We start from the raw sequence: 18,852 nt of genomic DNA on the forward strand, positions 1-18,852 counted from the left end.
ATCGGCAAAACGTTTTTATTCTATCACATCGATCGGTTTTTTCGATGGATTAATGATACTTTTTATACCTTTGGACGAGCAAATCATACAAGTAAAATGGAACTTAGACAACTTAAATATTTTCTTAAAGCACAAGAATTACTGAGTTTTACTGAAGCTGCAAAACGCTTAAATATCAGCCAGAGTACATTATCACAGCAAATCAAACAACTGGAGATGGAATTGGATGTATCTCTTTTTAACCGTATTGGCAAGCAAATAACGCTAACAGAACCTGGTAGATTATTTACTGAATATGCCGAACAGAGTGTCAGAAAAGCTGAAGATGGAAAATTGATGCTCCAAGATTTAAAAAAGATAAAGTTTGGCACGATAACCATAGGTGTTGCTTATGGTCTTAAGGATTTCTTTGTCGAAACTTTAATAGATTTTGCAGAAAAATTTCCTCAAATAAGAATTAAAGTTATCTATGAGCCTTCCCACAGTCTGTATGAGAAGCTTCAAAAAGCTCAGGTAGATTTTGTTTTGGCTCTTCATGAAACCGAAATAGCCCCCTATTTTACTTATAAAAATTTATTCAGCTGTCCAATGGTACTGGCAGCATTAGCGGGTACGGAAGTATCCTATAAAACTAATATTACCCTCGAAGAGATTTGCAAACTTCCTTTGGTTATTGCAACAATGGGATATGATATGACTCATACCGTTCACAAGGCTTTTTCAGCAAAAGGTTTAAGTCCAAAATTTACGATTGAAGTCAATGATATACCCACAGCTATTAGACTCGTCAACTCAGGAAATTGGTACAGTATCTTCATTAAACCAAGTATTTTGGGGACTAAGTTGGCTTCTATTGCCATTCAGGATGAAGGTTTGATGAGATATGCAAAGATCATTTCATTAAAAGGTACTTATGAAACGGAATCTGTCAAAGAATTTAAAAAAATGTTAACGTTATCAGCAGTCGTTCAGCAAATTGTTTAAAAACAAAACGAACCAGACACCATTCGAGTTTAGATAGTCGTTTAACTGATTGATAGGATGCTTACAAAAACAGATCTCGTAATTTAAACTAAAACGGTTTAAAAAAGCACCCTTTACCAATGAACAACCTAAATGTGAACAGATGTAAAAGGTGCTAACGCAATTTTGAAAACCAAACTAAAGGTATTTATTCATCTTTTTAGATGGATTGCACCACTTCGTCCAATTCAAAACGTGATTTTGGTAAAATAGTCGGGTGAGCCCAATCAGTTTTATCGGCATAACCTACCGAAACAGCGAATAGCGGAGAAAAACCGTCTTGTGCTAAAATCCCTTTATAGGCACTGCGGTCAATACCTTCCATCGGCGTAGCATCCAATCCCATACTGATACACGCACTCAAAAAGTAGCCCAAGGAAAGATAGACCTGATTTTCCATCCATGATTTTGTGGCTATATCACCATTCGACTTTACAATTGGTTCGTAAAAAGCCGTCCGCCAAAGTTCAGGCAAAATGGAAATATTGCGTTGCTCAAAATGTTCAATATCGTCCATTACACTGAACACAACTAAAAGACCAACATCGTTAATCGAATTTTCGTTCATATAGGATTTGGAAGCCAGTTCCCTTTTTACGACTTCGTTTGTAACAAATGTAAATTTCCAAGGTTGGCTGTTAATGGAAGACGGACTTAACCGTATTATCTCTTTCAGCTCCTCAATTTGCTCTGCCGAAACTTTTTTCGCCGGATAATACTTTTTGGTTGCGTATCTACGTTTCGCAAGGTCTAAAAAACTCATCATTTTTACATTTAGATTAAACTATACTTTTTAATGTTGCAAAACTAAGTATAGTGTTTTACCTTTGCAATAACGGTCAAAATTGATAGTAACAGATGTATAATATAGACGATAAGCAATACCCTTGCAATACCAGCCTCACAATGAAGTATATAGGTGGAAAATGGAAAGCAACAATACTCATTCATTTAATCGAAAAAAAACGATACAGCGAACTGAGAAAAGCTTGTTATGTTATAACCGAAAGAACGTTGAGTCTGCAATTAAAAGAAATGGAAGCCGACGGATTGATTACCCGAACCGTTTATACTAGCAAGCCACCTTTAAAAGTGGAATACGAGCTGACTGATTTTGGTAAAACACTTATTCCCTTACTTCACTCTATAGCTGAGTGGGGAAATGAAGCGGCAAAAACGAATAAGAAAATAACCATGGTAGAATATAAGTAGCCATCAAAACTGAACTATGGTATATCAACAAAAACGGAAAAGTCATTGATGAAAATTCATAATTCTATTTAACTTACAAACATCCAAATGGTCTAGAGCAACTATTAATCAATGACTACGCAATAGATAAAAGTATTTTGAACGAATTACTAATTATATATCGTGGTCGAAATAAACAAAAAATGGAGCCCTCTAACACTGATAAATAGGTTAACAATTCTATACATTAATCTGAAAGTGCAGAATATAACGTGGCAGATGGAGACCGCATCTATAATCTTATATTAGCCCGAGATCTGGCCAAATCTCGCAATAAAATTTGGATGAATATTAAAATAATGAACCGCTAATTTATTCTAGGATCTATCCAAAATAGGTCACGGAGTTGCAATAGGTCTTCTGTGTGCATTAAATTATAAACCAGCTCATCTTTATCTTCTAAAGGAATCGTTATTTTTTGATCCTTTCTACGTAAAAAAATGGTTAAAATAGCATCCTTGTCATATATCGAGATATCTGATTGCACCATAGTAATATCATGTGTATTAAACCATTCCCTAGCCTGGTCTTGATCTAAGCAGATTAACGAAACGGTAAGATCCTCAAGATCTTTGATTTCACCTAGAAGATGATTGTTATAATTTAAGCTGATATAAGCAAAATATAGGAGATGATTGCCAGTCCGCAAGGCATAATTACGCACGAGAACCCGCTTTGGATCGAATGCAAAATCGTAATATTCCCGATCGGAAATACATGTGTATCGCTTGCCATAAAAATTAATTTTATCCTGTAATTCTTGTAAATGGTTTATTTCAATAAATACTTCGCCCTGCAACTGCACTTCATCTATATGATTAAGGGCGTCTTCAATAACTAACAGAGCAGACTCTTGCATTGGAAAAATGCTCCCCTCACAGTCCAGGCTTAACAAGTAGTCATTAACATCAGCCACAGTTAACGGATACCATGTTGGGTTTTCGTCTTCAACTGGATTTTTAGATGTCAAAATGTTATAACCGCTCCGCTTTAAATCTAAAAGTATGAGTTGGCTCAAGGGTACAAACTTCATAAAATCTTATTGATATAATTAAAACAAGTTTTGCTGTATCAGGTCATCTTGTCCCAAAGGAGGAAGTTTGATCATTGATAGCGTCCTGGGTTATAAAAGATTTCTTTTCTTTTGTCTCCCATAAAATAGGGAACTTTCTTGTCCCATCCGTGCACTTTTCGAAGTTCAAAGACACCGGATATGTTTACTACTCACCACTCCATTTCACGTAATCATAACTCCGCTCCTTCATTGTCTTTATAAATAATGGGATATTCGGCAAAAGTAATGACCTGATCGTTTTCAAAGTAAGGTAGTCATATTCGAGTGGCTTAAGCTCGTCTCGCAACTTAGGGAATGCTTTCTTTACGATCTGCAGATCAGTATGGAGTGATATATTTCGGCTCATTGTTACTTTAATTGATAATATATTTATTATTAAACAAACTAAAGTGTACATTTGTTTTTTCTACTGATAAGTTAGAGCCTTAACGTTCTCTTGTATCTGGCAGTCGCTGATGAAAGTCCATACGCGACCATGTTCAAGGGTAAAGAGGATATATGGATCAGATCTTTCCTTGTAAGGTAGTTGTGTACTTAGGTAGCCCTATAATCTTAGTTTCGTACATACGCTTATCCTACTTTTCTTCTCGAAAGTGGTTGTTGAAGATCCGATAGCCGAAATTTATTTCTAATAACTGTTGTATACCATGGCATTTGCTGTTATCTGTAAAGACAGCTTCTTTCAACCCTAGTTCTACGGCATGTACATGAGCGGATTTAGTAAAATCATCCTTCAGAATATGGCTATCCAGATATGAATTTCAGAAAATAGAAAAACTGTTATTATTCTTTGAACAGTTGCACCATATTGTCCGGTGTAATTGTCCAGCGAATCCATTTATTGTCAGGGTTTGCTCCAATGCTTTGATAGAATTTTTGGGCATCAACATTACTTCCGAGTACAAACCAGTTGAATTTTTTATATCCATGTTTCATGGCATATTGTGCAAGACCCCTAAGCAATTTTCGACCTACACTTTTTCCTCTGTGATTGGTATCAACGTACAGCCATTTGAGCATCAATGAAGGTTTGTGGTTATGCATAAAAGGAATGTTATAGTGAACTGCTATGCCTATGAGCTGGTTCTTCTCTCCTTGTGCAACGATTGCCCCAAACTCGGGTCTATCACCAAAACCACGTTTCAACAGGTCATTTTCCGTAAGACTAAAATCGGTGTCCCCCTCAAAAACAACTATTGCCTCCATTAATCTTAATACTTCGGGGATGTCCGCCTTTTGCATTTCCCTAATTATTACAGACTTTTCCATTATCCTTTGACAACTTATTTTAAATCCTCAACATTATCCAATACGTAGCATTGTTCCCATTGGGTCATACCAATTTTAGGATAATAACCCACAGCCTTTGGTGCTGCTAATAAAATAAGTTTTGCTTTTGGGCTATGTTCTTTTGTAAGACGTATTAATTCTTTTCCGATTCCCATCTTTTGATAGTTCTCATCGACTGCTAAGTCTGAGAGATAGGTGCAGTAAACAAAATCAGTCAAAGACCTTGCTACACCTATCAATTTTCCAGAATCTCTTGCGGTGGCAATAAGATTTGCATACTTAAGCATTCCTGCTATTCTCTCAGGCTCATCGACTGGTCGTCTCTCTCCTAGTGTGGAATTTATTAATACTTCTTTAAATTCCTCTGCTCCGACTGTATCTTCAATTTGGTATGTTAGCATTTTCAGATTTTTTTATGGTTACGTTAAAAAATATTATCTGCAGGAGCTTCGTCTCGTGGAGTCATACCATAATCCCTAATTACTGCTGCTACACGTAACCTGTAGTCGTCGAAAACCGAACTTCTGCCTGCCTGCTGTGCGTTTCTATGATTCGTAAGGTTACGCCATTCTCTCACACTTTCTTCATTTTCCCAAAACGAAAGTGAAAGAATTTTTTTGGGGTCAACAAGACTTTGAAACCGCTCTATGGAGATAAATCCCGGAATATTGTCCAACTCTGGTCTTAATGCCTTTGCTATGTTCAGGTACTCTTCTTTTTTTCCCTCTTTGGGAACTACCTCAAATATTACTGCTATCATATCTTCTTTTTTATTAAATGAGAAATCGCTGCAATATTTGGATGCAGCTACTTGACCTAAATATTATAAATGACCAGCAAATCATTTGTCCGATAAAGGTTGAATAATTTGAAGGTTCTATCTTAGACAGCAACTTATATATTTTGATTGCCAAGTCAATTGCTTCATTCCTTCCGATGTAAATTTATCTTAAAAAAAGACTTTCTTTATCATCCAGTTTGAATAAAGCGGATAGTCCAGATGCTTTTATCCGGCATATGATTTAAACGAGGCGTATATGAAGCTCTTATAATTTTATACTCTAAAAATAAAGCCCTTATGGTTAAATAAGGGCTTTGTTTGCTTTTAAAATAGATGAGATTAAATTTGACTAATTTGCATGTTGCTCTACTAACCCTAAATATACGGATTGACTGTCCTGAGCTGGATCACCGACCAGAATAAAAGAATAATAGTGATTTTCAGCTAATTTAATTTGCTCACGTGTTGCGAGCGTCTTACCTGCTTTATTTTTAGCAACTACTGTGAAAGTGCCACTTTTTTGTGCGATAAAACCTTCATTTGCAGTCACAGATTGCTGTGTTTCTTTAGCACGGTCGGTCCATGCTGCAGGCGCTGCTTGATCTCCGATGTGAAGCGTTACTTGATCACTACCTTCAGAGAAATTAAAAAAGCGTAATCCAGATTCTGTTTTTTTGATCTCTTTGTTGACGCGGTCTGTCGTAATTGCCTGTACTGGCTTTAATTTACTTCCGTAAAGAAAAGAACTATAAATGGTACTGTCTTTAACCACAATCGTACTATCGATCAAATTACCTTCTCCAGCAGTAACGGTTATTTTGCGTGATCCCGGATATAGGGCTACTTTACTCTGCGATTTATATAACAGCGGAAAATTAGGATTTTGAAGGATATTTCGGTCTGCATAATACAGTACAGCCTTTGCTCCACTATATCCATTTACCATCGTAAATAAAGCTGCTGGTACAGGTTGATGATCGTCCTTATCTTTGCTGCAACTGGTCACAAAAATTCCTGCAGTAACAACAGTTATTAAACTTAGTAATCTTAAGTATTTTTTCATAATATGTTAACTTAAATCTTATATTTAAAAAATACACATTGCGCTAGTGTTATCATAATAAACGGGGGTGCAACAGCTAGTGCTACATATTGTATAAAAAAATTGCGTGATTACGGTATGACGGATTATTTTCGCATATGTTTTATTGTGGCATCTTTAAAGTATCGTTTTCCATCTTTTGCACCATCCCAGACATTAGTGATACTGTGAATTTTAACAGGAGCTTCTTTTTCAAGGCGAATTAATTTTCTACAAACTGTTCTAAAAGTTCTATTCCATCTTCTCTTATCTTGTTTCTCTGTCTTTGCGTTTGTAATTCCAAATATTTTCGTTTTCCGTACTGATCTTGACATAATTTTACAAATTAAAACAAATGTGTTAATATCATCTCTTGAGACCGAATTGAATATGGTTTACCTTGGTAAGGTTTGAATAAAATTGTCGATAACGTTTATCCTTCCCACAAATTAAGAAATTCTATTAAATTGTACCGTAAATGTAGAGCCTTGACCAAGTTCGGATTGCACCTGTAATTGACCTTTATGCATATCAATAATTCGCTGAACAATAGAAAGTCCAATACCATGTCCATGCTGACCTGGCGAAGATGCAGATTGGTAAAAAAGTTCGAAAATATGTGGTAAGTCTTCTGACGAAATGCCTCTCCCCTTATCACAAACCTGTACAATAGCTATCCCTTCATGGTATATAATATCTACTAGACAATGTTTATCTGAACTGTATTTACAGGCATTTTCGATTAAATTAGCAAAAGCTACTTTAAGTAAATAGGCATTTCCCATGACCAAAATTTCATCTTGATCCTCTGCATTATGCAACAGGTCATAATTAAAAGATATGCTAACACGGTAATCTTTATCTTTATCCTGGACCATAAATTTTGATTCTACAAGAATTTCATCCAGTCTCAAAGAACTAAAGCTAACTTCTGAACTATCATAATTGGCACGGGCAAAGTCCAATAAGGAACTGGATAATATTGTTGCTTCCTTAGCATCTAATAAAGCGGTATCAATAGAATGCTGGTAATCTGCTAAGGTTGTATTTAGCTCTTTTGCGAGTTCGAGTTCTGCAATCATAGCTGACAAGGGAGTACGAAACTCATGGGATATAATGGAAACAAAATGCCTTTGGTTGTTAAATGACTTTTCTAATCGATTGAATGTTCCATTAAAGGTATCAATTAATTCAGAGAGCTCATCCTTTGCTTTCCGATAATATACCCTTTTACTAAGATTATGTTCGGAGACATCCCGTATTTCATTAATGATATGTTTGATGGGTTTTAAAATGTACTGGGCAAAGAAAAAAGAGGTTATAAATATAAAAATAATGGCAACAAAATAAATACTGATGAGGAGCTGCTTCAAACGTTGCATATGGGCATAACCTGTCTGGTCGTATGCATGTCCAATCAGATAGTATTGTTTACCTTGAAAAGGATAATGCATGCCCATAAAGAGCTCATCGCCCTGATTCCAGGTCATAAAATTTTTATTCCGAATCTTTTCTAATAAGGCACGATCATAATGTTGTTCGCCAACATCAACAAAGAGTTCTTTAAATTGATTATCAAAAACTGTTATCTGCGCTTCATTAATCTTTTTTTTATTTTGTTCATGAATCTGACGCAGTTGCGTTTCACTGACTTTGGCATCAAAAATAAATTCAGCACGCCAGGTAATTTTATACCGCAAGCGGTCTATAAATTCTTCCTCTCTATTTTTTTCAGAAAAGAAATAGATACTGTAGGCGAAAAGAAATAGTATCGCCGCAGAGAATAACGTTAATACTAAGGAAGTACGAGAAGCTATTTTCATTCTTTATTTGATAAGATAAAACCATGCCCCGATTTGTTATGAATGAGTTTAGTAATAAAGTCTTTATCAATTTTTTTCCTGAGATAATTGATATAAACATCAATGTAATTGGTTCCGGTATCAAAATTCTTTCCCCATACATTTCTAGCAATCTCATCACGGCTCAATAAAGTTTCTTGATGCCGCATAAAAAATACAAGTAAGTCAAATTCTTTTGGAGTCAATTTAATATCGATGTGATCGCGACTCACATTTTTACTTCTCAAATTCAGTGTTAAAGAATCATAGTTTAAAGATTCATTATTTTCCCAACTGCCAAACTCTTTATTTCTTTTTAAAACAGCTGCAATACGGGCATATAATTCGCGAAGATCAAAAGGTTTTACCATATAATCATCTGCACCTGCATCAAATCCTGCAATTTTTTCATCGATTTGACCTAGGGCTGTCAACATGATAATCGGGATTTTAGGATAAGTGCATTTCATACGTTTGCTCAATTCTATACCACTCATACGAGGAAGCATGATATCAATAATAAGAAGATCGTAATCTAACAACTTTATTTGTTTTAAAGCTGATTCAGCATCAAGCGCAATATTTACCTGATAGTTTTGACTCTCTAATCCTTTTTGCAATACCGAACACACCCGTTGATTGTCTTCTACAACTAATACCCTCATATTAACAAATGTAGATACTTTTTAAATAAAATAAATCTTGAAATCTCAGATAAATAGTGACATACAATTGCTTTCCTTGATGTACCTAACAGCAAGGAAAGCAAAAGTTAATGATTCATTTGATTAGTGATCTGAGACAAACAGATCGTCAGCTCCATCTTGTATTGGTATATATAAACGTTCCCAGCTTTTCGAGTGTACCATTTCCCAACTATGGCCTTTACCTTTTAAATCTTCAGCAAGTAAGATAACACCTGGCTTGATCAAAAATGTAGAGCCGTCACTCACCTTAAAGCGAATATTGCCTTTTAATGTTACGACGTATTGACGTCTTGGAGCTGGATGTGCATTTTTCTCCCAATCTTCGGTCTTATTGCTCGACCAAAAAGTGGTTGTACTCGCGTGTTTCAAGGTTGGAATATAGCCTTTTTCAAAAGTACAAGTTCCATCTGCATTATTGATTAATCGAATAGCAGGCATTTTACCTTCACATTCTTCAACTTTTACCGATTTGATGTTTCGATGATTTTCCTTAGCATGTAAAGATGGAGCAATAAATGCTAAACAGAAAAATAGTACTGTTTTCGAGATAATTTTCATTTTTATTAATTTTAAGATCTATTATTTTTTTACAAATTTTCAAATACAGTGTCATGAACCATCATACGGTCAAAATAGGGCTTGTACTTAGCCACCAAAGCAAGATGTTGTGGTAATTTGCCGTACGCTTCCAGCTCCTCGAGACTATCAAATTCCATAGCTGCATTATAGGTAAAGCTATTATCTAAAACCGTACGTGGACTTGAAGCAGCTGGTTTGCCGTAACGCACATTTTTGACATATGGCAATTTTTTAAGTCCTTCAAAAAATTCTTTAAATTCTTCAACTTGCGTTACTGAAAGCTCAGGTTTTAACCAAAAAAGTAAATAATGAAAAAACACAGGTTTCTTTTTTTTATGATCAGCAGCTAATAAGGTAGAACTTGTAACGCCTAAGACGCCAACTGTTCCTAATGTTTGTATGAAATTTTTCCTTTTCATGTTATATATTTAATTAAAATCAATTCGATATTTAAGAATAAATGCCCATTTATGATCTGTTACCAAACTTTCGTTTACCGCATTCGAATTATAAATTGGTCTATTTTGTGCATCAAAAGTCAAGCGACTACTACTTCCGTGAAATAATAGCGATATCCCGGCATCGTATATTGCACTATTATCTTTTAAAGCATTGTAGTTTGCAAATTGTACGGAGACTGCTGGCTGTAGTTGCAGGTTGTGATTATTGCGACTGAAATAAGGTAATGTACCTCCTATTTGGGCATAAAATGTATTACCCGTTCCCGCAGTAGGTAATGCATTTCCGGATCCATTTAAACTTGCATTCGCTGCAACTATTCCCGTAGCTGGATTATTTGTTCCAGAGAACCGGATATAATTAGGGCCATAGTCATTGTGCATGGCCATAGCATATGCACTGATAGAAGTTCCTTTTTCCTTATTAACAGGAGCATCATAGAAGACATCAAGAGCAACACTTTTCATATCATCATTTTGTATTGCTTTATCAGCATCTAAATGCCATAATGCATTGTGCATATATTCAAAACCTCCACCTACGCTTAACACCTTTTTCTTTCCTACATATGTTCCTGCATTAAAAGGTGTTTCATTATTTTCCTTGTCAAAAAAGGCATATCTAAAATAGCCGGATACATCTTTGCGGGCTTCATTTTTACTGAATTTAGCAACATTCAATGCTGGATCTGCAGTCGTAGCGGTATAGGGATCAGCAAGGACTAAGCGATAATCAAATCGTCCCAATTGACCTTTAATATAAGCACTCATCTCACGAACAGTCATATCGGTAATGCCGGTGTTTGATGTAGCATATAGAGGTAGATCATAGAGCAAAGTTGCTTGCGGGCCTGTTGTAAAACGGGATAGTCCTCTCCAGGTCGAACGTCCGGCACCTATTGCAAGCTTTGGACTAAAGCTATATTCTGCATACGCATCAAGTAAATCCATATAGGTGTTATTTTTACTGTTCACATTAACATTTGTAGGCCCCATCTGTAATACGAAATATAAATTTTCAGTTGGTTTATACGTCATCTTGGCACGAATGCGACGAAGGGACAAATCGGACATACTACCTACCTGCTCATTATTAACAAGACTGCCTGGATTTAATTGTGTGTAACGTGCCCAAAGTTCTGCATAGCCACTGAAGCTAACATAACGGGTATGCTCCTTATTTAGATAGTGTATGAGTTTTGGATTTCCAAAATCATTTGTCTGCGCATTACTTGTATGTATACCAGTTAGACCTACGGTCAACAACAACGACGCTAATAGCGGCTTTTTATTCATGATAATCTGTCTTTAATTTGATTCTTTTGTTAAGACAAATTTAGTTTGGAATATAGAGGCAAATAATTAGAAATCTATTAGAAATATGAATTAATAAGGTGCTTTAAATAGGCATTGCAAAGATTTATGTATTCAGATAAATCTTTATTTAGGTTTTTTACAAAAAACGAATAATACACTTTGAGAAAAAAACGTTAAATTTTAATGAAATTGAAAAAAAATTTAATCGTCGAGCTCCTTGATTTTTTAGTAGATCTGTACACAAATCTATTAGGACTTTCATAAAATGAATAGGGAAACGCTAAGATGATTAAAGAATTGCTTTCAGGCCTTACGTATTGAACAAAAGTAAAGTGATGCTACTCGCTGCATTAAGGGTTACAAATTTTAGATGATTTGGTGATATATACTATATTTGCACTTATACCATTGGATAGTAGCATGATAGAAATGGGTCAAATAATCCTAATTTTGGTAAAGGGATTCACGAGTAGACATGCTCACTAAATGCTTAAAGATGATAAAAATTTGTTTACTAAAATTAATGTTCCTACTAAATATGGTAGCGTATGGACAAATGAAAAATACATTTGAAATGAAAAACAGCTTTTTATTTAATGAATTTTGGTCATGGTCTAAAGGCCCACTCTTTAAAAACTTTTATTTTGCTGATGATGGAAGTTTTGTCTACAACAATGGATATTCTGGTGCTATATGGTCTGTAAATACCAGTGAAGGAACGTACACCTACGATCCCTATATAAAAGAAATTAGGCTGCGTGTAAACAAGAAGTATAGCAGCGGACTAACTGTCTCTAAAGAAGAAACTCCGAGCAAATTAACGTTGAAAGACTTTAACGATACCAGAGTAGCGGTATTATTTGGAAATGATCGCTTGAATGTAATCGAAATGGGAAGAACCGTTGGGTTAACAACAGACCAATACTGGTTCAAAGGTCCGAATTCATCGCATGATTTAATTCAGTTTACAACATTTGGCCAAGCTACTATAATACAGGAAACAGATGTTAAAAGAACGTATTTCTGCCATTACCATATTTATGATCATCTTTTGCTTTTGGAAATTAACAGCATGACTACAGAAGAAGATGGTAAAGAAAAGAAAATTAAAACGTTTGCACCTGCATCTAAGACTTTCCTAAAGATCGATATTCATAAAGAACTTGTAAGGGTCGAGAAAATGGACTTAACAAAAGTTATTGACGGAACACGTAACTGGCAATTTCGCAATCAGAAATTTCATATAGAAAATATGGTCTTAACAGAAAATGAAATACTATTGGAGGAATTCAACAGGGTTGTTAAGCAGTAAAAAAATGAGCACTTCCTTAGTACTTTGGGTAATTTCAATATTGGATAGCATAACGCTTCTCTATAATTTTGATGAATACTCAAGGAATACCAATCCTACCCCAAGCCTCCTTGTTTTAAAACTGTTGAGATAGGTGAATTTTAGAAAGAAAGTAGCCCACCTTAATATTCATCAGATAGGCGTACAAACTCTTCACTCCAATTGGTGCCTACTTTGTGTCCCAGTCTAACGATAACCAAGTTTTTTTGTGGATTCACATAAATATATTGTCCAAGGATACCCCGCGCCATAAAATCGCCATTCTGTGTAGGCAACCACCATTGGTACTGATAGTTTTTAGAGCTTCCACCGGTACTGTCAACTCGTGTAGATTCCTTCACCCAATCTGCGGGAACCAACTGCTTTCCTTCCCAATTCCCCTGATGAAGGTACAACCGTCCCAATTTTGCAAAATCACGTGCCCGCGCATTCAGGCAACAAAAGGTTTTCTCTATACCGTCTTTCTTTTGATCGATACTCCAGGAGGCAGCATACTCCATCCCTACTGGTTGCCATATCTTTTCTTGCAGATAATCAGTAATTGATTTTCCTGCTAATGCATGGTCCAGCACCAACCCTAAAATCTGGGTATTACCACTCGCATAGGCAAAGCGGGTTCCGGGCTCTGCTTCCAGCTTTAGATTCTCGGTACTCTTGCGCAAACCAAGGCCATAATAAAATGTGGCGACTTCTCCAAAAGGATTGTAGTAACCTTCATTAAATTTAAGACCTGAAGTCATTTGTAACAAATGCTCTATCGTCACCTTATCAAATCCATTTTTTGCCATTTCAGGGACATATTTACTTACCGGATCTTGAACAGAACTGATAAGCCCGTCGTCAATGGCACAACCGATGAGCATCGAAGTAACGGACTTAGCCATAGAAAACGAAGGCACAATTGAAGCGGTATCATAGTCATCAAAATAACGTTCATAAAGAATACTATCATTGCGGATAACCAAAAAAGCGACAGATTTTGTCTGATCTAAAAAATTATCAAACGAAAGCTCTACCTCTTCATATATTCTATTGCTCGGAACCGATTCCTTACTTGCAGTATAGAAAGTAAAAGGCTTTGTAGAAGCTTGTAGCTCCCGGGTGGGAAAAATTTTGTAATCATCAATGTCTGCAAAATTATACCATATGAAACGACCAAATTTACAACTTGACAACATGGTCAGCATACAAATTGCCATAAAAATGAATACAAATTGATTTCTGTTCATATAGAAGGAATTTAAAGGCGAAAACAGTTAATTATCTAATATACAACTTACTTACTAAAGACCAAATCGTATTGAAACTTATTTAAAAAAGACTTCAGTTAAAAATTTATTTGGCCAACAAAGGAAAAGGATTAGCTCATTTTTGTCCATCAAAGCTTCAATTTTTAACGTCGGATATTTAGTATCCAAACGAATTTAAAGCTTTAGCTTTGCTTCAATCTGCAGATTTCTCTTTTCAATTTCCTCTAACATATGCATGATTTCGATAACAAAGGGATGACTAACAATTGAAATAACAGGTTTTTGGCCTAACTCATTAATACAATAGAAATCCAATAGCTGCAACAAACTTCGAATTGTACCGACAGTGCCCTGCCAATAATAAAAGTTTTCTTTTTTATGATTGATATTGCTTAATACCACATCTTTATTTATAATCAGTGATAAAGGCTTACCAATATTATCTTGTACGTAACTAATTAATAATTCCCCTTCTTCATTTTTATCTGCCGCCAAAAATAAACCAATTGCCTTACGTCTTTCTTTATTTAGAAATATACACATCGAAAGCTGAAGTTGATCTACTAACTTTTTAGTATAAAATGATCCTAAGATTAAATCACAATTATTATCCATCATCAAAAAACAACTTTGTAATCCTGTTCATTATAATGTAACAACCACAAAAATAAAGCTTTAAATTAATAATGCAATAGAATACTCTCAAATAAGGGAAAATTAATGTTTAAAAAGTTCATGATTATGATGTTTTCATATATAGAAACAACTGGATTTATTGGAATCCGTAGTTTTAGCTACGTCTCAAAAGAGTGGAAATATGAATTTTAAAAAATACAAATCGTTTTATAGTGAAATTGTAATAACGACTATTAAATTTGATTTTCTTAACTTTTACCGATGGAAACGAAAATGGTCTCCAGAATTTCAGAATTCAATAATGAACTTAAATTGCAAGGTTTTGTAGCATTTCAAATTGATGATGACCGTAATGCTAAGCGTTTATACGGCCACAAGTAGAACAAGATATTACCGAAAGACTTTCTGGTGGTGCCACATAACATTTGACCGCATATTAAAATAATCAATTAAAAACTGCTTTAAATGCCTCTGACCAACTATTAAAGAAAACTCGATGAATGAAGGAAATAGATTGATGTAATTCTTTCAAATTTTTTCAAACTATTTTAGGCAACAGGTGTTCTTTTTATAAGAAACAATAACAAACATACTTTCCCAAAAAAGTGTAAAATGATAAATGACGGTAGTACAGTAATAAATCCAATTGACCCATAATCTTTTGGATGACGAAACAAAAAAGAGGAAACGATAAGAAACACAAAAATTACTGTGCAGTTAAACGCCAAGATAAAGGGTCTAATGAAAATTAGACCCCTTTGATGTTTATGAAGGGCATATACTTTTCATTAAAGATAGCCATTACTAAAAAAATTATGGTTCTCCTTATGGATTTGATGCATAGTAATCCCAGATCTCCTTCGAAATTGCTGCAATTACATTTATGCCTCTTTGTTGGGGCGCCTTAAAATCAGAGACAAATACTGCTATTGCGAGATGTTGACCATTGGGTAATGTGATAATACCGATGTCATTAAATGCAGCCATTATCCCCTCTTTGTTAACTCCTGACGCACCCGTTTTATGAATTAATTCAGCTGTTGGTGGTAGAAGAACTGTAATTCTTTTGCCCCAATCAGGCAATTCTCTCATTATCTGGATAAGAAAATCGTTGCTCGTTTTTGAGAGTAATTGCTGGTTATATAAGAGCTGCAGCAATTTAATCGCTCCTGCAGGTTTGCACCAATTTTTATATTGTAACGCCCAATCTTTTTCCATCTCTCCTTCGGTATAGACGATCGAGATATCTTTTACACCTGCATGATGGAGATATTGATTTACCGCAACTGGGCCACCAGCGACTTTTGTATATAGAAAATCACAGGCATTGTTATCACTCTTTGAAACGGCATAAGTTAACAGATCAGCTAAAGTGACATCAAGATCCTGATTAGGGAAATCTTTTACCATCGGACTCCATGTGTTGGTATCCAAAGATGCTTTCGGCATATGAAATTTATCACTGAGTTTCAGTTCGCCCTTATCTACCTTATCTAGAATAGCAAAAGCAAGCGGAAACTTGAAAACACTCATCATTGGATACTCATGGTTCCCGTTTATGATGAAACCACTTTTAAAATCCATTCCCTGTACCCCTACTCCGATATTTCCTCCAGTAGTATCTATAATGTGTTTTATCCTTTCTTGAAGTTGCTGAATAAACTTCTTTTGTTGACCGAGCATCAGCTGTGGAATAAACAATAGTACAACTAAAATGTACTTCATATTTTTGAAATTGACCATAAAAGTAAAAGTATAAAAAACGAATAAATGTTGGTTTAGTATGTGTGAAAATTTTTAAGGATAAACTTTTCAGCAAACTTACTGTCTTCCACCCCCTTAAAATAACAAACAAAACCATTCTTCTCAAGTAATTTTCTTGATGCCTGATTCTCTGGATCGATAATGGCAATCACATCCATGCCTGGGAATGAATTATTAGCTTTATGGACGAGCCGTTGTAGAATTGCTGATCCATAACCCATTCGCCAAAATTCTCTCTTAAGAACATATCCTATTTCAAGAATTGCAGCATCGTATTTATAGCATTCCAATGAACAATTTCCTATAAATTCGTTTTTCTGATTAACTACCTTAAAAAATCCTAAACTTTCCTCTACAGCATTGATTTCAAGCATTGCGTCAAACTGTAATCTAGCCTCGATTTCCTCCCACTCGATTCCAGTTATGTATCTCATTGTCTCCAAATCACTGACCAGTCTTTTGAAATAATCAAAATCTGCTGCTACATATTTGACTAAGGTTATCTGCATATTTTATATTTCTAAAATGAAACTCCGCGCATGTGGCTTTTCTACTTTAACTTTCATAAAACTTATCGACGCGTGTTGTAGGGACTGATCTTATTAGATAGCGGGCCACATATAATGACCCGCTGCTTATATACTATATTAATTTTTGAATTGATATAAATTAAATATCTTCGAAAATTAACGATCAGACATTGTCTTTTGTTGAAGGTCATCATACATACACTGATAGACTATTGTTGGAAGATTATTCTTCGTGGATTCAGAAATGACATAATGTGTTAGCGATGCCAGCTCTGTTTGTGGTTTTTTATTGATATAGTCTGTATGCATAGATGATGTCGCATCATAGGGCATCTGTTCCATTTTATATAACGTTTCATTCACAATATCTTTTGAAACCACAATCCCTTTTCGTAGTGCTAAGGCTTCAACTTCTTGAATAAGCCTAATAACAGCATGCCTTTTTTCTGGATCTTCTATAACTTGACCAATCGAGCAATCGTAATAAGAGGTAGCCGTCGCCATAGAAGATATAAATATGAACTTATCCCATATTATTTTTTCTATTTTATCTGAATAATTCACATGGATATCGGCTTTTTGAACAAGATCATGTAACCTTTCTAGCCGTACATCATGTTCTCCATCTAATCCAAAATTCATGGTACCCCATTTCCCCGTTACTTCAATAACTCCGGGCGCTTTCAAACGAGATACAATATAGGCGCAACCATCGACAACTAAATTATTTGGATAGTATTTCTTAATACGCTCTTTACTGTCGACGCCATTCTGCAGTGGTATAAAAACTGTGCTTGGGCCCACACATGTATGTAACGAACTCACTGTCTCTTCAAGATCATACGATTTGGTGCATAGGAATATATAATCCATCGTATTGAACTCTTCCACCTGATCCGAAGCTTTATAAGGTTTGATTGTAAAGGTCTCTTTTTCCAAAACAACAGTTAATCCCTGTTGCTGTATTTCGTTAAGGTGATTTCCACGTGTCAAAAAATTAATATAAATATCGCTGTTTTCATACTTTCGTGCTAACATGGCACCGAAATACCCGCCTACTCCGCCTAATCCCACAATTAATATATGCTGTTCCATTGTTTGTTTAACTATGTTTATCAATAAAAATAATCAAAAGTGAATATAAACTAAGTTTTGTCAATTTTATAAATAAAATCAAAGTATAGAAAAAGAGCTTATGAATTGTAAATTTCATAAGCTCTTTTCTATTCATTTCTATTTTAGTATTGATCTCTTTAACTATTTATAATAGTTTATCAAAAAGACCCCATAGCCTTCATTATCCAGAACCAACTCTCCATCTTTTAAGATACTACCATCTTTACCTAGAATTGACATCTGATATTTCGCTCCGGGTATTCCGCCGTCGATGGATACGGAAAAGCCTGCTCCCCCCACAGCATCTATCAATGTTACTGTCTTTTGCCAAGGAACGCTAACAATCTCTTCATAGTTATCTGGAATATTGTAAGGATCTGTAATTGTAGGGGTATATTGAACTTGTGCCGTTGTGGCAGGTCCCTTTAAAGTGTAAGTGATCTGATAGCTTGATGAATCTGAATCAGATTCTTTTGAACAACTGCCGCAAATAAAACTAACGACACACACCATCAAAAATATTTTAATAGCTCTTTCCATATAAAGTTTTCTCTTTTAAACCAAATATCATACCAACGGAGCCATATATGTATTTTTATAATTAACCCGGAGATGGTAAGTTATCTGCATGAAACGCTATCAAAGCAATTTCTCTAGGAATAAAGATATACTGATTAATGAAGGTAATGCCGTACTTGTTGATATCATTACCCATACATTTCCTCTAAACTATAGGACACTTCCATATAATGCCAAAAGAAAGGAGATATTTTTATTGTATGTATTCTTTAGAGTCGCTTAT

Annotated in this window: 22 protein-coding genes; 3 read left to right on the plus strand and 19 right to left on the minus strand. The window is 35.1% G+C overall.

Annotated features, from left to right (window positions below):
• The first annotated feature begins 96 nt into the window (after positions 1–96).
• Complete coding sequence (locus M2265_RS03215; protein ID WP_165905822.1) at positions 97–984, plus strand: LysR family transcriptional regulator; 888 nt, start codon at positions 97–99, stop codon at positions 982–984.
• A gap of 199 nt (positions 985–1,183) precedes the next feature.
• On the opposite strand, the gene M2265_RS03220 is transcribed toward M2265_RS03215, so the two are convergent.
• Positions 1,184–1,789 carry a nitroreductase family protein gene (locus M2265_RS03220; RefSeq protein ID WP_243655363.1) on the minus strand — a complete coding sequence of 202 codons (606 nt, stop codon included), beginning with the start codon at positions 1,787–1,789 and terminating at the stop codon, positions 1,184–1,186.
• A 140-nt stretch (positions 1,790–1,929) separates the two neighbouring features.
• On the opposite strand from M2265_RS03220, the gene M2265_RS03225 reads away from it, so the two are divergent.
• On the plus strand, positions 1,930–2,235 hold the full coding sequence (locus M2265_RS03225) for a winged helix-turn-helix transcriptional regulator (protein WP_207902336.1): 306 nt from the start codon (positions 1,930–1,932) through the stop codon (positions 2,233–2,235).
• A 346-nt stretch (positions 2,236–2,581) separates the two neighbouring features.
• Here the strand turns inward: M2265_RS03225 and M2265_RS03230 are convergent, their stop codons facing one another.
• From M2265_RS03230 to M2265_RS03285, 12 genes are all read right to left on the minus strand, one after another.
• Entirely contained in the window at positions 2,582–3,307 is a 726-nt protein-coding gene (locus M2265_RS03230) for a hypothetical protein (protein ID WP_132767851.1), read from the minus strand.
• A 187-nt stretch (positions 3,308–3,494) separates the two neighbouring features.
• Entirely contained in the window at positions 3,495–3,695 is a 201-nt protein-coding gene (locus M2265_RS03235) for a hypothetical protein (protein ID WP_021189210.1), read from the minus strand.
• Positions 3,696–4,132: 437 nt separating this feature from the next.
• Positions 4,133–4,591, minus strand: coding sequence for a GNAT family N-acetyltransferase (locus M2265_RS03240; RefSeq protein ID WP_165905821.1), 459 nt, complete (start codon positions 4,589–4,591; stop codon positions 4,133–4,135).
• A gap of 41 nt (positions 4,592–4,632) precedes the next feature.
• A complete protein-coding gene (locus M2265_RS03245; protein WP_132767847.1) occupies positions 4,633–5,040 on the minus strand; it encodes a GNAT family N-acetyltransferase in 408 nt (135 codons plus the stop codon).
• A gap of 23 nt (positions 5,041–5,063) precedes the next feature.
• Complete coding sequence (locus tag M2265_RS03250; protein WP_132767846.1) at positions 5,064–5,399, minus strand: antibiotic biosynthesis monooxygenase family protein; 336 nt, start codon at positions 5,397–5,399, stop codon at positions 5,064–5,066.
• Between the two features lie 370 nt (positions 5,400–5,769).
• Positions 5,770–6,483, minus strand: a complete 714-nt coding sequence (locus tag M2265_RS03255; RefSeq protein WP_132767844.1) for a DUF4397 domain-containing protein — start codon at positions 6,481–6,483, stop codon at positions 5,770–5,772.
• A gap of 125 nt (positions 6,484–6,608) precedes the next feature.
• Positions 6,609–6,836 (minus strand): hypothetical protein, encoded by a 228-nt coding sequence (locus M2265_RS03260; protein WP_132767842.1) that lies wholly within the window; start codon positions 6,834–6,836, stop codon positions 6,609–6,611.
• Positions 6,837–6,950: 114 nt separating this feature from the next.
• A complete protein-coding gene (locus M2265_RS03265) occupies positions 6,951–8,324 on the minus strand; it encodes a sensor histidine kinase (protein WP_132767840.1) in 1,374 nt (457 codons plus the stop codon).
• The gene (locus M2265_RS03270) at positions 8,321–9,007 is read right to left on the minus strand and encodes a response regulator transcription factor (protein ID WP_132767838.1); all 687 of its coding nucleotides are present in this window, start codon (positions 9,005–9,007) and stop codon (positions 8,321–8,323) included. Before M2265_RS03270 ends, M2265_RS03265 begins: the two co-directional genes overlap by 4 nt.
• A gap of 123 nt (positions 9,008–9,130) precedes the next feature.
• The gene (locus M2265_RS03275) at positions 9,131–9,607 is read right to left on the minus strand and encodes a hypothetical protein (protein WP_243655362.1); all 477 of its coding nucleotides are present in this window, start codon (positions 9,605–9,607) and stop codon (positions 9,131–9,133) included.
• 29 nt (positions 9,608–9,636) lie between these two features.
• Complete coding sequence (locus M2265_RS03280; protein ID WP_132767836.1) at positions 9,637–10,047, minus strand: Dabb family protein; 411 nt, start codon at positions 10,045–10,047, stop codon at positions 9,637–9,639.
• A gap of 9 nt (positions 10,048–10,056) precedes the next feature.
• Positions 10,057–11,382, minus strand: a complete 1,326-nt coding sequence (locus M2265_RS03285) for a hypothetical protein (RefSeq protein ID WP_132767834.1) — start codon at positions 11,380–11,382, stop codon at positions 10,057–10,059.
• Positions 11,383–11,977: 595 nt separating this feature from the next.
• Between M2265_RS03285 and M2265_RS03290 the strand changes: the two genes are divergently transcribed.
• The gene (locus M2265_RS03290) at positions 11,978–12,715 is read left to right on the plus strand and encodes a hypothetical protein (RefSeq protein WP_165905820.1); all 738 of its coding nucleotides are present in this window, start codon (positions 11,978–11,980) and stop codon (positions 12,713–12,715) included.
• A 161-nt stretch (positions 12,716–12,876) separates the two neighbouring features.
• Here M2265_RS03290 and M2265_RS03295 read toward each other — a convergent pair whose 3' ends face one another.
• The 6 genes from M2265_RS03295 to M2265_RS03320 form a co-directional block, all read right to left on the minus strand.
• Entirely contained in the window at positions 12,877–13,983 is a 1,107-nt protein-coding gene (locus M2265_RS03295; RefSeq protein ID WP_132767830.1) for a serine hydrolase domain-containing protein, read from the minus strand.
• Between the two features lie 195 nt (positions 13,984–14,178).
• Positions 14,179–14,622 (minus strand): hypothetical protein, encoded by a 444-nt coding sequence (locus M2265_RS03300; protein WP_132767828.1) that lies wholly within the window; start codon positions 14,620–14,622, stop codon positions 14,179–14,181.
• A gap of 843 nt (positions 14,623–15,465) precedes the next feature.
• Positions 15,466–16,365: a class A beta-lactamase, subclass A2 gene (gene bla, locus M2265_RS03305; protein ID WP_165905819.1), complete on the minus strand. Its 900-nt coding sequence runs from the start codon at positions 16,363–16,365 to the stop codon at positions 15,466–15,468.
• 53 nt (positions 16,366–16,418) lie between these two features.
• Positions 16,419–16,913 carry a GNAT family N-acetyltransferase gene (locus M2265_RS03310; RefSeq protein ID WP_132767824.1) on the minus strand — a complete coding sequence of 165 codons (495 nt, stop codon included), beginning with the start codon at positions 16,911–16,913 and terminating at the stop codon, positions 16,419–16,421.
• A 177-nt stretch (positions 16,914–17,090) separates the two neighbouring features.
• Positions 17,091–18,029, minus strand: coding sequence for a ketopantoate reductase family protein (locus tag M2265_RS03315; protein WP_132767822.1), 939 nt, complete (start codon positions 18,027–18,029; stop codon positions 17,091–17,093).
• 162 nt (positions 18,030–18,191) lie between these two features.
• Positions 18,192–18,590: a hypothetical protein gene (locus M2265_RS03320; RefSeq protein ID WP_132767820.1), complete on the minus strand. Its 399-nt coding sequence runs from the start codon at positions 18,588–18,590 to the stop codon at positions 18,192–18,194.
• Positions 18,591–18,852: the final 262 nt, after the last annotated feature.

Origin of the sequence: Sphingobacterium kitahiroshimense (assembly GCF_025961315.1) — a bacterium.
GTDB lineage: Bacteria > Bacteroidota > Bacteroidia > Sphingobacteriales > Sphingobacteriaceae > Sphingobacterium > Sphingobacterium anhuiense.